This is a genomic window from Yinghuangia aomiensis, assembly GCF_039542225.1.
Classification (GTDB): domain Bacteria; phylum Actinomycetota; class Actinomycetes; order Streptomycetales; family Streptomycetaceae; genus Yinghuangia; species Yinghuangia aomiensis.
On sequence record NZ_BAABHS010000004.1, the window covers coordinates 177,961 to 196,501 of the forward strand.

Annotated in this window: 13 protein-coding genes and 1 tRNA gene; 2 read left to right on the forward strand and 12 right to left on the reverse strand. The window is 68.5% G+C overall.

Translation table 11 applies throughout. From position 1 onward, the window contains the following. Positions 1-75: 75 nt before the first annotated feature. From ABEA93_RS07105 to ABEA93_RS07130, 6 genes are all read right to left on the reverse strand, one after another. A complete protein-coding gene (locus tag ABEA93_RS07105) occupies positions 76-852 on the reverse strand; it encodes an ABC transporter ATP-binding protein (RefSeq protein WP_425584855.1) in 777 nt (258 codons plus the stop codon). Further along, positions 849-1,751 (reverse strand): ABC transporter ATP-binding protein, encoded by a 903-nt coding sequence (locus tag ABEA93_RS07110; protein ID WP_345674446.1) that lies wholly within the window; start codon positions 1,749-1,751, stop codon positions 849-851. The genes ABEA93_RS07105 and ABEA93_RS07110 overlap by 4 nt, the downstream gene beginning before the upstream one ends. After that, positions 1,748-3,148, reverse strand: a complete 1,401-nt coding sequence (locus tag ABEA93_RS07115) for a branched-chain amino acid ABC transporter permease (RefSeq protein ID WP_345674447.1) — start codon at positions 3,146-3,148, stop codon at positions 1,748-1,750. The genes ABEA93_RS07110 and ABEA93_RS07115 overlap by 4 nt, the downstream gene beginning before the upstream one ends. Beyond that, positions 3,145-4,065 (reverse strand): branched-chain amino acid ABC transporter permease, encoded by a 921-nt coding sequence (locus ABEA93_RS07120; RefSeq protein ID WP_345674448.1) that lies wholly within the window; start codon positions 4,063-4,065, stop codon positions 3,145-3,147. Before ABEA93_RS07120 ends, ABEA93_RS07115 begins: the two co-directional genes overlap by 4 nt. Before the next feature lie 131 nt (positions 4,066-4,196). After that, positions 4,197-5,330 (reverse strand): branched-chain amino acid ABC transporter substrate-binding protein, encoded by a 1,134-nt coding sequence (locus tag ABEA93_RS07125; protein ID WP_345674449.1) that lies wholly within the window; start codon positions 5,328-5,330, stop codon positions 4,197-4,199. Between the two features lie 327 nt (positions 5,331-5,657). Continuing rightward, positions 5,658-6,266: an ANTAR domain-containing response regulator gene (locus ABEA93_RS07130; RefSeq protein ID WP_345674450.1), complete on the reverse strand. Its 609-nt coding sequence runs from the start codon at positions 6,264-6,266 to the stop codon at positions 5,658-5,660. A 112-nt stretch (positions 6,267-6,378) separates the two neighbouring features. Here ABEA93_RS07130 and ABEA93_RS07135 point away from each other — a divergent pair. Then, positions 6,379-6,454 (forward strand) — tRNA-Leu (locus tag ABEA93_RS07135). An 80-nt stretch (positions 6,455-6,534) separates the two neighbouring features. Continuing rightward, complete coding sequence (locus ABEA93_RS07140) at positions 6,535-7,290, forward strand: terminase gpP N-terminus-related DNA-binding protein (protein WP_345674451.1); 756 nt, start codon at positions 6,535-6,537, stop codon at positions 7,288-7,290. A 72-nt stretch (positions 7,291-7,362) separates the two neighbouring features. On the opposite strand, the gene pyk is transcribed toward ABEA93_RS07140, so the two are convergent. The 6 genes from pyk to ABEA93_RS07170 form a co-directional block, all read right to left on the reverse strand. Next, positions 7,363-8,787, reverse strand: coding sequence for a pyruvate kinase (gene pyk, locus ABEA93_RS07145; protein WP_345674452.1), 1,425 nt, complete (start codon positions 8,785-8,787; stop codon positions 7,363-7,365). A gap of 293 nt (positions 8,788-9,080) precedes the next feature. Continuing rightward, positions 9,081-10,541, reverse strand: a complete 1,461-nt coding sequence (locus tag ABEA93_RS07150; RefSeq protein WP_345674453.1) for a glutamate synthase subunit beta — start codon at positions 10,539-10,541, stop codon at positions 9,081-9,083. Continuing rightward, positions 10,534-15,093, reverse strand: a complete 4,560-nt coding sequence (gene gltB / locus ABEA93_RS07155) for a glutamate synthase large subunit (RefSeq protein ID WP_345674454.1) — start codon at positions 15,091-15,093, stop codon at positions 10,534-10,536. The genes ABEA93_RS07150 and gltB overlap by 8 nt, the downstream gene beginning before the upstream one ends. Before the next feature lie 379 nt (positions 15,094-15,472). After that, on the reverse strand, positions 15,473-16,159 hold the full coding sequence (locus ABEA93_RS07160; RefSeq protein ID WP_345674618.1) for a VIT1/CCC1 transporter family protein: 687 nt from the start codon (positions 16,157-16,159) through the stop codon (positions 15,473-15,475). Positions 16,160-16,467: 308 nt separating this feature from the next. Next, positions 16,468-17,553, reverse strand: coding sequence for a prolipoprotein diacylglyceryl transferase (gene lgt, locus ABEA93_RS07165; protein WP_345674455.1), 1,086 nt, complete (start codon positions 17,551-17,553; stop codon positions 16,468-16,470). A 97-nt stretch (positions 17,554-17,650) separates the two neighbouring features. Then, complete coding sequence (locus ABEA93_RS07170; RefSeq protein ID WP_345674456.1) at positions 17,651-18,496, reverse strand: DsbA family protein; 846 nt, start codon at positions 18,494-18,496, stop codon at positions 17,651-17,653. Positions 18,497-18,541: the final 45 nt, after the last annotated feature.

Here is an 18,541-nt window from a genome sequence, read left to right on the forward strand (position 1 = left end):
AGGCCGCCGCCCACAACGCGAAGCGGGGTGCCCCGCGGACCGACGCCCGCGGAACACCCCGCCCACCGCCCTCGCTCAGGCCGCGCCCTCACCCAGATACGCCTCGCGCACCCGCGGATCCGCCAGCAGATCCGACGCCGGACCCGACATCATCACCGAACCCGTCTCGAGCACATACGCGCGATCGGACAACGCCAGCGCCTGCGCCGCGTTCTGCTCGACCAGCAGCACCGTCGTCCCCTGCGCGTTGATCTCCTGGATGATCGCGAAGATCTGCGCCACGATCAGCGGCGCCAAACCCATCGACGGCTCGTCCAACAGCAGCAACCGCGGCCGCCCCATCAACGCGCGGCCGATGGCCAGCATCTGCTGCTCACCACCCGACAGCGTCCCCGCCATCTGGGTCCGCCGCTCGTGCAGCCTCGGGAACAGCTCGTAGACGCGCTCCAGCTCCGCCTTCGGAACGTCCTTGAACCGGTACGCCCCCATCTGCAGGTTCTCCAGCACCGTCATCGTCGGGAACACCCGCCGCCCCTCAGGGGAATGGCCGATGCCCAAACCCACCACATGGTGCGCCGGGATCCCGTCGATCCGCTCGCCTTCGAACACCACCTCGCCCACACGCGGCCGCAGCAGACCCGAAACCGTCCGCAACGTCGTCGTCTTGCCGGCGCCGTTGGCGCCCAGCAACGTGACGATCTCACCCTCACGCACCGTCACATCGACGCCCTTGAGCGCCTGGATCGCGCCGTAGAACACCTCCAGGCCGCGCAACTCCAGCAACGCGGTGGTGTCCTGGCTCCCGGCCGCGGACGGCGCGCTGCCCACATCCGGAACCTTCGTCGTGCTCATTCGCCCTCCCCGCGCGCCGCCGGGACGCCGCCTTCCACGGCACCACCGTCCGCATCGCCGCCGTCCAGAACCTCGTGCGCCATCTCGGCACCGAGATACGCCTCCACGACGGCCCGGTTCCGCTGCACCTCCGACGGCGTGCCCGAAGCAATCACCTTGCCGAAGTTCAGCACCGTCACGCGGTCCGCCACCGACATCACCAACCGCATGTCGTGCTCGATCAGCAGCACGCTGATCCCCAGCTCACGGTTGATGTGCTTGATCAGCTCCGCCAGTTCGAGCTTCTCCGTCGGGTTCGTACCCGCCGCCGGCTCGTCCAGCAACAGCACCTGCGGATCGGTGGCCAGCGCCCGCGCAATCTCCAGACGCCGCTGCTCGCCGTAACTCAACGACGCGGCAAGCTCGTTCAGCTTGTCCGCCATACCGACGAAGTCCAGCAGCTCGTGCGCGCGCCGATCGCTCTCCCGCTCGTTCCGCCGAGCGTGCGGCAACCCGAACATGATCCCCAGCGGCCCCGACTTCTGCCGGGTCTCCGCGGCGATCTTCACGTTCTCCAACGCCGTCAGCGCCCCGAACAGCCGGATGTTCTGGAACGTCCGCGCCATACCCAGCCGGTTGACCACATGCGTCTTCCGACCCAGCAGCGGATGCCGCGCCCCGTCCGGGTCGGTCAGCGTGATGCTGCCTTCCTGCGGGACGTACACACCCGTCAGCGAATTGAACAGCGACGTCTTCCCAGCCCCGTTCGGGCCGATCACCGCCAGGATCTCCCCACGGCGCAACGCCAGTTCCACATCCGACAGGCACACCAGGCCACCGAAGCGCAACGTCAGGCCGCTGACGCTCACCACGGTGTCCGCAGCCGTCTTCCCGGCCGCCTCCGCCATCGCGGCACTCATGCGATCCTCCCGCCGACCGGCTCGGACATCGCGTCGGCGTCCCCGATGCCTTCCTTCGCCATGATCAACTCGCGCTTGCGCCGACGCGACGGAATGAGGCCCTGCGGACGGTAGATCATCATGATCACCAGCAGCGCGCCCAAGTACATGAACCGGTCCTTCGGGTCCACATAGTCCTTGAGGAACTGCGGCAACCACGCCAGGAACGCCGTCCCCAGAATGACGCCCCACAACGAACCCATGCCGCCGAAGATGACATACGCGAGCACCAGAACCGAGTACATGAGAATGAACGACTCAGGCGAGAACGACCCGATCTTCGACGCGTACACGACACCCGCGATACCCGACGTCGACGCACCGATGGCAAACGCCATCAGCTTGTACTTCACCGTGTTCACGCCGTTCGCCGCCGCCGCGACCTCGTCCTCCCGGATCGCCGTCCACGCCCGGCCCACCCGCGAATGCTCCAACCGCCGGAACAGGAAGATCAACAACCCGCCCAGCACCAGGATCAGCCACCAGTACTGCTTCGGACTCAGACCCGAATCACCCCACGTGTACGACCAGAACCCCAAGTCCAACTTGAACGGCGGCACACCGATCACCCCGCGCGGACCGTTCGTGAAATCCTCGCGGTTCTTTGCCACCAGATAGATGATCTCGTGGAACCCCAGCGTCACAATCGCCAGATAGTCACCGCGCAGCCGCAGCGTCGGCGCACCCAGCAACAGCCCCGCCAGCAGACACGTGAGCATCGCCACCGGAATCACCAGGAACGGCGTCAACTTCACCGGCGGATCCACCGGCAGCGAACCCGTCCAATACGCCGAGCTGTACGCACCCACCGCGAAGAACGCGATGAACCCCAGATCCAGCAGACCCGCCCAGCCGACCACCACGTTCAAACCCACGGCCAGCAGCACATAAATCGCGATCTCACCGACCAGAATCTGCTGCCAGTAGGTCGCCAGGAACTCCGGAAGCAGCACCAGCACGAGCCCACCCGCAGCCAGCAACGGCCACTTCACCACAGGCCGCGCCACCCCCGACCGCACCACCGAACCCGCCTGCTTCTGCCGCGCCCCGACCGCCTCCAGCACGGGCCGCGCCCGCTCCCGCAACGGCGCCCCGAACTCCATGAACGCCCAGACCGCGGTCATCAGCACGAGCCACATCAGCGTCGGCAGCGGGTCCTCGTACAACTGCTTCAACGCGAAGAACACATCGTCGACGCTGCCCTGCTCGCCGAACATCAGCGTCAACACGATCCCGGCGAACAAGAGTCCGCCCAGACGCGTCCACCGTGCGTTCTGATACCACTTCGGCGTACGCAGCGCCGCAATCCGCCGCGCCGTCTCCGACCGGGCCGGCGCTTCAACCGTCGTCCCGCTCATGCGGACCTCCCCAGGCGCTCACCCAGAATGCCCGTCGGCCGGAACATCAGCACCAGCACCAGCGCGGCGAACGCACTCACATACCGCCACTCTTCCCCGAGCTGCCAACTCGAAAAGCTCTCCACGATCCCCAGCAGCATCCCGCCGATCATCGCCCCACGGATGTTGCCGATCCCGCCGACCACCGCCGCCGCGAACGCCGTGATACCCGGCGCGAAGCCCATCGTGAACACCACCTGCGAGTTCATCCCGAACAGGAAACCCGCGACCCCGCCCATGAACCCGCCGACCAGGAACGTCCGCGACACCACCCGGTCGATGTCCACGCCCATCAGGCTCGCCGTCTCGGCGTCCTGCGCCACCGCCCGGATCCCCGCACCCATCTTCGTGCGGTTCACCAGAAGGTCCAGCGCCAGCATCATGGCCACCGCGGTACCCAGGATCAGCAGCTGAAGCACCGTCACCTGCGCGCCGAAGACCGAGAACACCTTCTTGTTCCGGAAGAGTTCCGGCATCGACTTCGAGTCGTGGCCGAACATCTTCCCGGCCAGGTTCTGCAAGAAGAACGACGCGCCGATCGCACTGATCAGAAACGCCAGCCGCGGCGCGTTCCGCCGCCTCAGCGGCCGGTACGCCACCTTCTCCAACGCGAACGCCGTGCCCGCCCCCGCCGACGCGGCCGCCAGCATGCCCACCGCGACCAGCAGCACCGACATCGCCGCCGACGGATGGGAGGCGTCGATACCGGTCAACACCAGCAGCGACGCGAACGCGCCCATCATGAACACCTCGCTGTGCGCGAAGTTGATGAGCTGAAGTACGCCGTACACCAACGTGTACCCGATCGCGATCACGGCGTACAAAGCGCCGAGTGCGATCCCTGGGATCAGATAGTCCCAGAACTCAGAACTGATCATTGCGAAGGCTTCCTGAGACGGGAGAGTCGATCGGACTCCACAACCCGGCACAAACGGCGCGGGGCCCGGACCCGGCGGTTCCGGACCCGAGCCCCGCATCCACGGACGAAGATTCGACTGCTAAGCCGGCGTCAGCTCTTGGCCAACTGCTCGATGTTGCCCTCGTACTCGATCTTCCCGGACTTCACCTGGTACAGGTAGATGCCCGCGCCCGCGAACTCGCCCTTCTCGTCGAACTTGAAGGTCTTCGTCAGACCCTTGTACTCCGCCGTCTTGAGCTTGCTGAGCATCAGCTCGCGGGTGATCTTCGTGCCCGCCGCGTCCAAGCCCTTGATCTGCTCGATGACCATGTTCGTCAGGTCGAACGACTCCGCCGAGTAGGTGCTCGGCGCCGTGTTGAACGCCTTCGTGTAGTCGGCGGTGAACTGCTTCGTCGCCGCCTCCACGTTCGCGTCCGTGCACGGGCAGGTCAGGTACCAGTTGTTCGAGGCGTCGCCCGCCAACTCGATGAACTTCGGGTCGTTGGTGCCGTCACCCGAGATGATCGGTATGGAGACGCCCTGTTCCTTCAGCTTCTTCGCGAACGGCGCGGCGTCCTGGTAGTAGCCGGCGTAAACCATGCCGTCCACACCCGCGTTCTTCACCTTCGTCGCCGCCGACGTGTAGTCCGGGGTGCCCTTCGGCACCGACTCCGTGACCACCTCGACGCCGGCCTTCTTCAGCTCGGTGGCCGCCACACCGCCCAAGCCCACGCCGTACTCCGACTTGTCGTCGACGACGAGGACCTTCTTCAGCTTCAGCTTCTGCGCGTAGTAGGTGGCCATACCGCCGCCCTGCGCGAAGTCGTTCGGCACACCGCGCAGCAGCGACGTGAAGCCGTTCGCCGGGTCGGTGAGCGCCGGGTTCGTCGCGGACGGCGAGACCGTCGCGAGCTTCGCCGCGGCGTACAGCTTGCCCGACGCCTTGGTCGGTCCCGAGAACGCGGGGCCGACGACCGCGAGGACCTTGCTGTTGTCGATCAGCTTCTGGGCAGCCGCAGGCGACTTGCTCTCCGAAGCCTCGTCGTCGGACTTCTCCAGCTTGAGCTTGAACGGGAGCTTGCCCGAGGCGTTGGCCTGGTCGACGGCCAGCTTCGCACCGTTGTACTCGTTGATGCCCAGCTGGGCGTTCTCGCCCGAAAGACCCGCCTGGAAACCGATGGTGTACGTCTTGCCGTCGTCGCCGTCATCGCTGCTACAGGCACTAAGCACAAGTGCCGATGCCACGACTGGCAGCGCGATTTTGATCATGCTTCGCTTCAGCACAGCCCAACCCCTTGAGTGTGATGCCTGAAAAGCAGTGAAAAACGCTGTCCCGATCCCGCGCGTTGCTGCACGGGTGCGCCGAAATGTAGCCCTCGCGAGTCACGGCGCAGAAGTCCACGTCATGAGATGTGATGCGCCCGTAATCAAACCTGCGGAACCGGTTCCCGAAACCTCAGAGGAACCTCAGATCGCCCACGAAACCGGCACGGATCTGCTAAGCACGACAAAACCGCCCCGATACGGTCGTATCGGGGCGGCCTAATGGGGTCTACGCGCGAAAAGCGGGGCCTATTCGCCCACATCGCCCCCGCTGACCACGGCTTCGGCCACGGCCTGCATGGACAGCCGGCGGTCCATCGAGGTCTTCTGGATCCACCGGAAAGCCTCGGGTTCGGACAGTCCGTACCGCTCCTGGAGCACCGACTTGGCCCGATCGACCAGCTTCCGGGTCTCCAGACGCTGCGTCAGGCCCTGGACCTCGCGCTCCAATGCGGCGAGTTCGGTAAACCTCGAAACGGCCATCTCGATTGCCGGAACGAGGTCACCCTTGGTAAACGGCTTCACCAGGTATGCCATCGCCCCGGCATCCCGGGCCCGTTCCACCAATTCCCGCTGCGAAAAAGCGGTCAGCATCAGCACGGGCGCCAACCGGGCCCCGGCGATCTGCTCGGCAGCCGAGATCCCGTCCAGGATCGGCATCTTCACGTCCAGAATGACCAGATCCGGCCGATGGTCCTCGACCAACCGCACCGCCGTCGCCCCGTCCCCGGCCTCGCCGACGACCCGGTAGCCCTCCTCCTCCAGCATCTCCTTCAGATCCAGCCGGATCAGCGCCTCGTCCTCCGCGATCACGACACGGATGACCGAGGACTCCTGCGACTGCGCGGCTGACGTCACGGCACTCCTACCTCGGGGCGATACCTGCAGGCAGAAGGGTACCGAGAGGCGGTAAGGTGAGCGTCGTCGAGGCTCGCCTCGACAGCCACGTGGGAGTTGTACGTCATACCATGCCCCGGTAGCCCAACGGCAGAGGCCATGGATTCAAAACCCATACAGTGTCGGTTCGAATCCGACCCGGGGCACCAGTGAAGAGGATCACTCGGCCATCCGAGTGATCCTCTCGCGTTTTCCGGACATGCGTTCGACGACGTTTCATCGTGGCCTCATGCACGACATCACCACGCGCCGCCAAGCGCTCACCCTCCTCGCCCAAGGCCGCAGCATGCTCTCGGTGAGCCGCGAAATGGGCATCGCCCATGCCACCATCCGCTACTGGCGCGCACACCCGGAGCCGAAACGATCACCTGGTTGCATCCGCTGCCAGGACTCACCCGAGCTGCCCAACTCGCCGAGCGGCTACGCCTACTTGCTCGGCCTCTATCTCGGCGACGGCTGCATCAGCAGCTACCGCCGCGGCGTCCACGGCCTGCGCATCGCCTGCGGAAACACCTGGCCCGGGCTCATGGACGAGTGCGAGGCCGCAATGCGCGCGGTCCGGCCGGAAGGCCGCGTGTTCCGCGTCCCGCAGCAAGGCTGCCACTCGGTGACCTCGCTGTGGAAACACTGGCCGTGCCTCTTCCCCCAGCACGGCCCCGGCCCGAAGCACCACCGAAAGATCGAACTCGCCGACTGGCAGCACGAGATCCTCAACGACCACCGGTGGCCACTGGTCCGCGGCCTCATCCACTCCGACGGGTCCCGCTTCACCAACTGGACCACCCGCACCGTCGCCGGCCAGACCAAGCGCTACGAGTACCCGCGCTACATGTTCACCAACGCGTCCACCGACATCATGGGGATCATGACCACGACCCTCGACTCGCTCGGGGTTCAGTGGCGGCACACGGACAAGCGCAACATCTCCATAGCCCGCCGCGACTCCGTCGCTCTCATGGACCGCCACGTCGGCCCCAAGTACTGACCGTCCGCACACACCGACGGGCCCCGAGACCGAAGTCTCGGGGCCCGTCGGTGTGTTCGTGTCGGCGGAGGTCTACTTGCCGAGCATTTCTCCTATGTGGTGCACGCGGATCATGTTGGTCGACCCCGGCACGCCCGGCGGGGAGCCGGCCGTGATGATGACCACGTCGCCGGGGCGGCAGCGGCCGATCTCCAGGAGGGCGGCGTCGACCTGGCGGACCATCTCGTCGGTGTGCTCGCAGAGTTCGCCGAGGAAGGTCTCCACGCCCCAGGTCAGCGACAGCTGGCTGCGGACCGACGGCTCCGGGGTGAAGGCCAGGGTCGGGATCATCGGCCGGTAGCGGGAGAGCCGCCGGGCGGTGTCGCCGGACTGGGTGAAGGCGACGAGGTACTTGGCGCCGAGGCGCTCGCCGATCTCGGCCGCGGCGGAGGCGATGACACCGCCCTGGGTGCGCGGCTCGGGGAGGCTGCGGAGTTCTTCCTTGAGGGCGGAGGACTCCTCGGCGGCGGTGATGATCCGCGCCATCGTCTTGACGGTCTCGATCGGGTACTTGCCGACCGAGGTCTCGCCGGAGAGCATCACGGCGTCGGTGCCGTCGAGCACCGCGTTGGCGACGTCGGAGGCCTCGGCGCGGGTCGGCCGCGAGGCGCTGATCATCGAGTCGAGCATCTGGGTGGCGACGATGACCGGCTTGGCGTTGGCCCGTGCGAGGGTGATGCAGCGCTTCTGGACGAGCGGGACCTGTTCGAGGGGCATTTCGACGCCGAGGTCGCCGCGGGCGACCATGATGGCGTCGAAGGCTTCGACGATGCCTTCGAGGTTGGCGACGGCCTGCGGCTTCTCGATCTTGGCGATGACCGGGACGTGGTAGCCGATCTCGTCCATGATGCGGTGGACTTCTTCGATGTCCGCGGCGCTGCGGACGAAGGAGAGCGCGATGAGGTCGCAGCGCAGGCGGAGTGCCCAGCGGAGGTCTTCCATGTCCTTGTCGGACAGTGCGGGGACGCTGACGGCCACGCCGGGGAGGTTGAGCCCCTTGTGGTCGGAGACCATGCCGCCTTCGATGACCATGGTGTGGACGCGGGGTCCTTCGACGTCGGTCACTTCGAGGGTGACGCGGCCGTCGTCGACGAGGATGCGTTCGCCCTTGGCGACGTCGCCGGGGAGGCCCTTGTAGGTGGTGGAGACCTCGTTGCGGTCGCCGGGGACCTCGTCGGTGGTGATGGTGAATTCGTCGCCGCGTTCGAGGAGGACGGGGCCTTCGGCGAAGTTGCCGAGCCGGATCTTGGGGCCTTGGAGGTCCATGAGGATGCCGACGCTGCGGCCGGACTCGTCGGAGGCCTTGCGGACTCGGTGGTAGCGCTCCTCGTGTTCGGCGTAGGAGCCGTGGCTGAGGTTGAAGCGGGCTACGTCCATGCCTGCGTCCACGAGCGTGCGGATCTGCTCGTAGCTGTTGGTCGCTGGGCCCAGGGTGCAGACAATCTTCGCTCGACGCATGGGTCAACCCTAATTCCTACCGGAAAGTAACGAGTCAGCGGTGTCCGGTTTGCCGCTAAAGGTTCGTCAACATTCTGTTGAACAGTACGGGAACCGCACACAGACAAGGCCCCCGTGCCGTGAATAACGACACAGGGGCCCTGGTTGGTTCTGCGGTCCGTCCGCCCGACCGGGGTTCCGGGGGCGCACGGTGGTGAGGGTGGGTGGCGAGGCGAGCGGGCCGGCGCGCCCGAGGGAGGGCGGCGCCGGGCGCCGGGCGGGGCCTGCGAGAGGCCCCGTCCGGCAGGGAGCTGTCAGACCAGCAGTTGCCGGTCGGTCGGCTTGATCGGCCGCGGCAGGTTGGTGCTGCCGGTGAGCCAGGCGTCGACCTCGGCGGCGCAGGAGCGGCCTTCGGCGATGGCCCAGACGATGAGGGACTGGCCGCGGCCGGCGTCGCCGGCCGCGAAGACGCCGCCGACGTTGGTGGCGTAGGCGCCGTCGCGGGCGATGTTGCCGCGTTCGTCGAGGGCGAGGCCGAGCTGTTCGACGAGGCCGTTGGCCCGGTCGGTGCCGACGAAGCCCATGGCGAGGAAGACGTAGTCGGCGGGGATTTCGCGTTCGGTCCCCTCGACCGGCTGGAACCGGCCGTCGACCATTTCGACGTCGACGATGCGCAGCGCGCGGACGCGGCCGTCTTCGCCGCCGGCGAATTCGAGGGTGTTGACGGCGTAGACGCGTTCGCCGCCTTCTTCGTGGGCGCTGGCGACGCGGTAGGTCATCGGGTAGGTCGGCCACGGCTGGCTGTCGGGGCGCTCCTCCGGCGGCCGGGGCATGATCTCCAGCTGGGTGACCGAGGCGGCGCCTTGGCGGTGTGCGGTGCCGAGGCAGTCCGCGCCGGTGTCGCCGCCGCCGATGATGACGACGTGCTTGCCTTGCACGTCGATCGGCGAGGTGACGAGGTCGCCTTCCTGCACCTTGTTGGCGTAGGGCAGGTATTCCATGGCCTGGTGGATGCCGCCGAGTTCGCGGCCGGGGGCGGGCAGGTCGCGCCAGGCGGTGGCGCCCGCGGCGACGACGACGGCGTCGTAGCGGTTGCGGAGCTTGGCGGCGTCGACGTCGGTGCCGATCTGCATGCCGGTGTAGAACTTGGTGCCTTCCGCGCGCATCTGCTCGATGCGGCGGTTGATGTGGCGCTTCTCCATCTTGAACTCGGGGATGCCGTAGCGGAGCAGTCCGCCGATGCGGTCGGCGCGTTCGTAGACGGCGACGGTGTGGCCGGCGCGGGTGAGCTGCTGGGCGGCGGCGAGGCCGGCGGGGCCGGAGCCGATGACGGCGACGGTCTTGCCGGAGAGGCGCTCGGGCGGCTGGGGGGCGACGTTGCCGTCGTCCCAGGCCCGGTCGATGATCGACACCTCGACGTTCTTGATGGTGACGGCGGGCTGGTTGATGCCGAGCACGCACGCGGCTTCGCACGGGGCCGGGCAGAGGCGCCCGGTGAATTCGGGGAAGTTGTTGGTGGCGTGGAGGCGTTCGGCGGCGCCCTCCCAGTCTTCGCGCCAGGTGAGGTCGTTCCACTCGGGGATGAGGTTTCCGAGGGGGCAGCCGTTGTGGCAGAAGGGGATGCCGCAGTCCATGCAGCGGCCGGCCTGCTTGGTGATGATCGGGAGCAGGGTGCGCTCCTCGTACACCTCCTTCCAGTCGCGGAGGCGGACGTCGACGGGGCGACGGACGCCGTGCTGCTGGGGGGTGGTGAGGAATCCCTTCGGGTCAGCCATGTGCCGCCTCCATCATCTTCTGGACGGTCTCGGACTCGGTGAGTCCGGCCTGCTCGGCGGCGTCCTTGGCGGCGAGCACTGCCTTGTAGTCCCTCGGCATGATCTTGCCGAAGCGCCGGGACGACGTGTCCCAGTCGGCGAGGAGGGCTTCCGCGACGGCGGATCCGGTCTCCTCGTGGTGGCGCCGCACGACGTCGTGCAGCGTCTGCCGGTCGGTGTCGTCGAGTTCTTCGATGCCGGCGAGTTCGGTGTTGACGTGGGCCGGGTCGAGGTCGAGGAGGTAGGCGACGCCGCCGGACATGCCGGCCGCGAAGTTGCGTCCGGTGGGGCCGAGGACGACGGCTGTGCCGCCGGTCATGTATTCGCAGCCGTGGTCGCCGACGCCTTCGGAGACGACGGTGGCGCCGGAGTTGCGGACGCAGAAGCGTTCGCCGACTCGGCCGCGGAGGAGTATTTCGCCGCCGGTGGCGCCGTAGGCGATGGTGTTGCCGGCGATGACGTTGTCTTCGGCGGCGAAAGTGGCGGTGCGGGCGGGGCGGACGATGATGCGGCCGCCGGAGAGGCCCTTGCCGACGTAGTCGTTGCCGTCGCCTTCGAGGCGCAGGGTGATGCCGCGCGGGACGAAGGCGCCGAAGGACTGGCCTGCGGAGCCGGTGAGGGTGATGTCGATGGTGTCGTCGGGGAGGCCCGCGCCGCGGTACCGCTTGGTGACCTCGTGGCCGAGCATCGTGCCGACGGTGCGGTTGATGTTCTGCACGGGGAGCTGGATGCGGACGGGTTCGCCGTTGTCGAGGGCGTCGGCGGCCAGTTCGATGAGCTGGTTGTCGAGTGCCTTGGCGAGTCCGTGGTCCTGGGCGGTGGTGCGGTGCAGGGACGCGCCCTCGGGGAGTGCCGGGACGTGGAAGAGCGGGGCCAGGTCGAGGCCGGCGGCCTTCCAGTGGTCGACGGCGGCGGTGGTGTCGAGGAGTTCGGCGTGTCCGATGGCTTCGTCGAGGCTGCGGAAGCCGAGGGCGGCGAGGTGTTCGCGGACTTCTTCGGCGATGAACTCGAAGAAGTTGACGACGAATTCGGCCTTGCCGGAGAACCGGGAGCGCAGCTCGGGGTTCTGGGTGGCGACGCCGACCGGGCAGGTGTCGAGGTGGCAGACGCGCATCATGATGCAGCCGGACACGACGAGCGGTGCGGTGGCGAAGCCGTATTCCTCGGCGCCGAGGAGGGCGGCGACGACGACGTCGCGGCCGGTCTTGAGCTGGCCGTCGGTCTGCACGACGATGCGGTCGCGGAGGCCGTTGAGCAGCAGGGTCTGCTGGGTTTCGGCGAGGCCGAGTTCCCAGGGGCCGCCCGCGTGCTTGAGGGAGGTGAGCGGGGAGGCGCCGGTGCCGCCGTCGTGGCCGGAGATGAGGACGACGTCGGCGTGGGCCTTGCTGACGCCCGCCGCGACCGTTCCGACGCCGACCTCGGCGACGAGCTTCACGTGGATGCGCGCCTGGGGGTTGGCGTTCTTGAGGTCGTGGATGAGCTGGGCGAGGTCTTCGATGGAGTAGATGTCGTGGTGCGGGGGCGGCGAGATGAGGCCGACGCCGGGCGTGGAGTGCCGGGTCTTGGCGACCCACGGGTAGACCTTGTGGCCGGGCAGTTGGCCGCCTTCGCCGGGCTTGGCGCCCTGGGCCATCTTGATCTGGATGTCGTCGGCGTTGACGAGGTATTCGGAGGTGACGCCGAAGCGGCCGGACGCGACCTGCTTGATCGCCGAGCGGCGGGCGGGGTCGTGGAGGCGCTCGGGGTCTTCGCCGCCTTCGCCGGTGTTGGACTTGCCGCCGAGCTGGTTCATCGCGATGGCGAGGGTCTGGTGGGCCTCCATGGAGATGGAGCCGTAGGACATGGCGCCGGTGGAGAACCGCTTGACGATCTCGCTGACGGGTTCGACCTCGTCGATGGAGATGGGGGTGCGGGCGTCCTTGAACGTGAAGAGGCCGCGGAGCGTCATGAGGCGCTCGGACTGCTCGTCGACGCGCTGCGTGTACTTCTTGAAGATGTCGTAGCGGCGCGTGCGGGTGGAGTGCTGGAGGCGGAAGACCGTCTCGGGGTCGAACAGGTGCGGTTCGCCTTCGCGGCGCCACTGGTATTCGCCGCCGATTTCGAGGCGGCGGTGGGACGGGGCGATGCCGCTGGGCGGGTAGGCCTTGGCGTGCCGCTGGGCGACCTCGCGGGCGATGACGCCGAGGTCGACGCCGCCGAGCTTGCTGGTCGTGCCGGTGAAGTACTCGGCGACGACGCCGTCGGAGAGGCCGATCGCTTCGAAGACCTGCGCGCCGCGGTACGACGACACGGTGGAGATGCCCATCTTGGACATGACCTTCAGGACGCCCTTGCCGAGCGCCTTGATGAGGTTCGCGATGGCCTTCTCGGCGGCGATGTCCTGGAGGAACACGCCTTCGCGGACGAGGTCTTCGACGGACTCCATGGCGAGGTACGGGTTGACGCCCGCGGCACCGTAGCCGATGAGCAGGGCGATGTGGTGGACCTCGCGCACGTCGCCGGCCTCGACGATGAGGCCGACCTTGGTGCGGGTCTTGGTGCGGATCAGGTGGTGGTGGACGGCGCTGGTGAGCAGCAGCGACGGGATCGGCGCGTGCTCGGCGTCGGAGTGCCGGTCGGACAGCACGATGATGCGGGCGCCGTCGGCGATGGCGGTGGTGGCTTCGGCGCGGATCTCTTCGAGGCGCTTGCCGAGCGCGTCGCCGCCGCCGTCGACGGGGTAGAGGCCGGAGATGGTGACGGCCTTGAGGCCGGGCTGGTCGCCGTCGGCGTTGATGTGGATGAGCTTGGCGAGCTCGTCGTTGTCGATGACCGGGAACGGCAGGACGACGTTGCGGCAGGCGGCCGGGGTCGGGTCGAGGAGGTTGCCCTCCGGGCCGACGAAGCTGCCGAGGGAGGTGACGAGTTCTTCCCGGATGGCGTCCAGCGGCGGGTTGGTGACCTGCGCGAACAGTTGCACGAAGTAGTCGAACAGCAGGCGGGGCTTCTCGGACAGCGCGGCGATCGGGCTGTCGGTGCCCATGGAGCCGAGGGGTTCGCCGCCCATGCGGGCCATCGGGGCGAGGATGACGCGGAGTTCTTCCTCGGTGTAGCCGAAGGTCTGCTGGCGGCGGGTGACGGACGCGTGGGTGTGCACGACGTGTTCGCGCTCGGGCAGGTCGCCGAGGTTGATGAGGCCGGCGTGCAGCCAGTCGCCGTACGGGTGTTCGGCGGCGAGCGCGGACTTGATCTCGTCGTCCTCGACGATGCGGTGGGCCGCGGTGTCGACGAGGAACATGCGGCCGGGCTGGAGGCGGCCCTTGCGGACGATCTTCGCCGGGTCGATGTCGAGGACGCCGACCTCGGAGGACAGCACGACGAGGCCGTCGTCGGTCACCCAGTAGCGGGACGGGCGCAGGCCGTTGCGGTCGAGGACCGCGCCGATCTGGGTGCCGTCGGTGAAGGTGACGCAGGCGGGGCCGTCCCAGGGCTCCATGACGGTGCCGTGGAAGCGGTAGAAGTCGCGGCGGGCGGCGTCCATGGAGGCGTGGTTCTCCCAGGCCTCCGGGATCATCATGAGGACCGCGTGCGGGAGGCTGCGGCCGCCGAGGTGGACGAGTTCGAGGACCTCGTCGAAGGACGCCGAGTCGGACGCGCCGGGGGTGCAGATCGGGAACAGCCGGGACAGGTCGCCGGGGATGAGGTCGGTGGCGAGCATCGACTCGCGCGCGGCCATCCAGTTGCGGTTGCCCATGACGGTGTTGATCTCGCCGTTGTGGGCGATGAACCGGTAGGGGTGGGCGAGCGGCCAGGCCGGGAACGTGTTGGTGGAGAACCGCGAGTGGACGAGGCCGATCGCGGACGCGAAGCGCCGGTCGGACAGGTCGGGGAAGAACGGCTCCAGCTGGCCGGTGGTCAGCATGCCCTTGTAGACCAGGGTCCGGGCGGAGAGGGAGGCGAAGTAGACCTCGACCTCGCGCTCGGCGCGCTTGCGCAGGCAGAACGCCAGGCGGTCCAGCTCGACGCCGGACCGGGTGGCGGTGGCGTCGGCGACGAAGACCTGGGCGAACCGCGGCATCGTGGCGCGGGCGGTGGTGCCGACCAGCTCGGGGGTGGTCGGGACGTCGCGCCAGCCGAGGACCTTGAGGCCTTCTTCGGCGGCGATGCGCTCGATGGACGACTTGGCGCGGCCCGCGTGGACGTCGTCGTCCGGCAGGAAGGCGAGGCCGGCCGCGTAGGAGCCGTGCGCGGGGAGGTCGATGCCGGAGACGGCGCGGAAGAACGCGTCCGGGATCTGGGTGAGGATGCCGGCGCCGTCGCCGGTGTCCGGTTCGGCGCCGGTGGCGCCGCGGTGCTCCATGTTGCGCAGCACGGTGAGGGCCTGCTGGACGATGTCGTGGCTGGGCTCGCCGGTGAGCGTCGCGACGAAACCGACACCGCAGGCGTCGTGCTCGTTCTTCGGGTCGTACAGGCCCTGGGCCGCGGGAATGGCGGAGAAGAGAGGGCCGCGGGGGGTGGCAGAAGCAGGAAGCATGGGCGCTCCCGTCGTCGTCGTGGCGTGTGGTGCGCAACAGGGACGACGTTGGCCCTCTGCGATTTCGTGCAGGTTACACGATCAGTTGTGGCATCCGGAACACAAGACACCGTTGTCTCGGAATTCGGACACCTTGGGTGGATCCGTGGGGGATCCGGGGTCGTTCCGGGGGCCGGTGTCCGACCGGCTGCCACCGCCGCCTCCGCGCCCAGGGCTCATTCCCGGCGACCCGTTCACCGAAACGGTCGCGCTTCGTACCGAAGGTGATCGTTTTCGGTCGCGGGTCGGCGTATGCCGGTGACGGCGGTGTTACGGATGTCTCACAAGCGGCCGAAGCCCGCCGCGATCGGGCGGGGACGCAGGTCGGGCCCGGCGGGAATCAGCCGAGGCCCTGCCCGATGGCCATGCCGAGGAGGTAGGTGAGGCCTCCCGCCGCGGCGCCGAGGAGGAGCTGGCGCAGGCCGCCGAACCACCACGGCCGGGCGGTGACCTTCGACACGACGGCGCCCGCGACGAACAGGCCGATGCCGGTGAGGATCAGCGCGGGCCACAGCGCGGTCGCGCCGAGCAGGTAGGGCAGCAGGGGCAGCAGCGCGCCGACGGCGAAGAAGAGGAACGAGGATCCGGCGGCCACCCAGGGCGACGGCAGGTCGTGCGGGTCGACGCCGAGTTCTTCGCGCGCGTGGACTTCGAGGGCGAGTTCCGGGTCGCGGGAGAGCTGGCGGGCGACCTCGAAGGCGAGGTCCTCGTCGAGGCCGCGGGCGACGTAGATCTCGGCGAGTTCGCGCATCTCCGCCTCGGGCGCGCGGACCAGCTCGCGGCGCTCGACCTCCACCTCGGCCTTGGCCAGCTCGGACTGCGACGCGACCGAGGTGTACTCCCCCGCGGCCATCGAGAACGCGCCGCCGGCCAGGCCGGCGAGGCCGGTGACGGCGATCGTCTTCGCGGTGGCGTCGCTTCCCGCGACGCCCGCGATCAGCGCGAAGTTGGAGAGCAGGCCGTCCATCGCGCCGAACACCGCGGGCCGCAGCCAGCCCCCCGCGATGTCGCGGTGGGTGTGGTCGATCTCCGGTTCGGAGACGGCTCCGAGGCCGGCCTCGGAGGCTGCCCCGGGGTCGGCGGCAAGCGGTTCGGGCGCCTCGGAGCGCGCGTCTATCTCACCGATGCTCGTCAACGTCGGGCCTTCCTCCGCGGTGTGGTCCCTTGACGCTACCGTGCCGCAGGGCACCCCCACCAGCAAGGGAAGGCTGCCCAAACGCGCAGGTCAGAGCACTCCTGGCAAGACTTTGACCCAGTCAAATGAGACCGCCCCCGGCAACGCCCGAGGGTGGCCGCACCACCCCCACCCCCGCAACCAAGCCTGTGGACGGACCGTCAGGCCTTGGTGTTCCGCGCGGTCTTCCCGCCGCCGGCCTTGGCGCCTTCCCCGGCCTCGTCCTCCGGCTCGGGCTCCGCCTCGGGCCCGGGCTCGTCGGCACCCTCGTCCACGGCCCGGTCCTCGGGCTTGTCCTCGGGCTCGTCCTCGGCCCGGACCTCGGCCCGGACCTCGGCCCGGTCCTCGGGCTCGTCCTGAGCCTTGCCGTCCGCCTTCTCCAGCACCACCGGAGCCGCGTCCTCTTCGTCCTCCGGGTACACCCGCGTCCCGCGGAGCGTCTCCGGCGCCTCGCGGCCGGGGCGCTTCCGCGCGGAGACCACGATGTACGCGACCGCGCCGAGGAAGACCAGGATCGACGTCCAGTTGTTCAGCCGCATGCCCAGGACGTGCTCGGCTTCGTCGATCCGCAGGTACTCGAACCAGAACCGGCCGACCGTGTACGCCGCCACGTACAGCGCGAACGCCCGCCCGTGCCCGAGCGTGAACCGCTTGTCCGCCCACAGCACGAGCAGCGCCACGCCGATGCACCACAGCGACTCGTACAGGAACGTCGGGTGGAAGGTCCCCGCGACCCCGTCCGGGCTGTGCGCGGCGTCGATCTTCAGCGCCCACGGCAGGTCGGTCCGCTTGCCGTACAGCTCCTGGTTGAACCAGTTCCCCCAGCGCCCCACCGCCTGCGCGAGCACGATGCCCGGGGCGATCGCGTCGGCCATCGCGGGCAGCGGGATGCCGCGCCGCCGGCAGGCGATCCAGGCGCCGACGCCGCCGAGCAGGATGGCGCCCCAGATGCCGAGGCCGCCCTTCCAGATGGCGAAGGCCTGGAGCGGGTCGCCGTCCTTGCCGAAGTACGGCTCGGGCGTCGTGAAGACGTGGTACAGCCGTCCGCCGATGAGGCCGAACGGAACCGCCCACACGGCGATGTCCATGACGGTGCCGTGCCGGCCGCCGCGCGCGGCCCAGCGGCGTTCGCCGAGCCAGATGGCGATGACGACGCCGATGATGATGCACAGGGCGTAGCCGCGGAGCGGCAGCGGTCCCAGGTGGATGACACCGCGGGACGGGCTGGGGATGTATGCGAGGTCCATGGCAGGCACGACGGTACACGTGCCGCGGCCCGGGTGGAGGGCGAGGAGCCGGTCGAGGCCGGCCGCCGCGCGCCGCCCGCCCGGGCCGCGGGCGGGCTTACGGGGCGGGGGTCGCGGACGGGGCCGCGTTCATGCCGGCGATGATCTGCTCCACCTGCGCCTTGAAGACGTCGGGGGCCATGATCGACTTCTTGTCGGCACTGACGTAGTCGAGCTTCTTGTTGTTCATGGCGATGGTCGGGGTTCCGGTGACCTGCTGGTCGCCGACCTTGGCGTTGTTGAAGTCCTCCTGCGAGGCCTTCACCCACGGAGCGTAGGTCAGGTTGTTGACGCATGCGTCGAAGGTCGGGCTGCGCAGGCCGTCGACCTTGCTCGCCAGTTCGAGCAGGTAGGCCTTGTTGCCGAATTTGTCGCTGGTCTCGTCGGGCTGGTTCGCGTAGAGCACGTCGTGGTACTGCTTGAACTTGCCCGCGTCGACCGCGCAGGCGGCGGCGTTGGCGGCGTACTTGGAGCCGTTGCCGCCGAGGTTGCGGTCGAGGAACGACGCGATGTGGTAGTCGACGCGGATGGTGCCGGCGTCGGCCATTTCCTGGATGGTGCCGCCGAGCTTGCCTTCGACCTGGTCGCAGATCGGGCAGCGGAAGTCCTCGTACACGGTCATGACCGGGGCGTTGGGGTTGCTGCCGTACGAGATGACGGTGCCGTTGACGCCGGCGGGCGCCTTGAGCGGCTGGCTCGCGGCGGCGGACCAGCCGCTGTTGTTGCTGTCGGACTTGTTGTTGCCGACCACGATGCCGATGGTGGCGGCGACGGCGAGGACCGCGACCACGGATCCCCCGATGATCAACGCCCGCTTGCGCTTGTCCGCGGCCTGCCGGCGGGCTCGCTCCGCCGCCATGCGGTCGCGTGCGGTGCGCTTGCCGTCGCTGTTCTTCTTGCTCATGTCCTCAGGTCACCGTCTATCTGTCGGATGGTTTTCGGTGCGGCC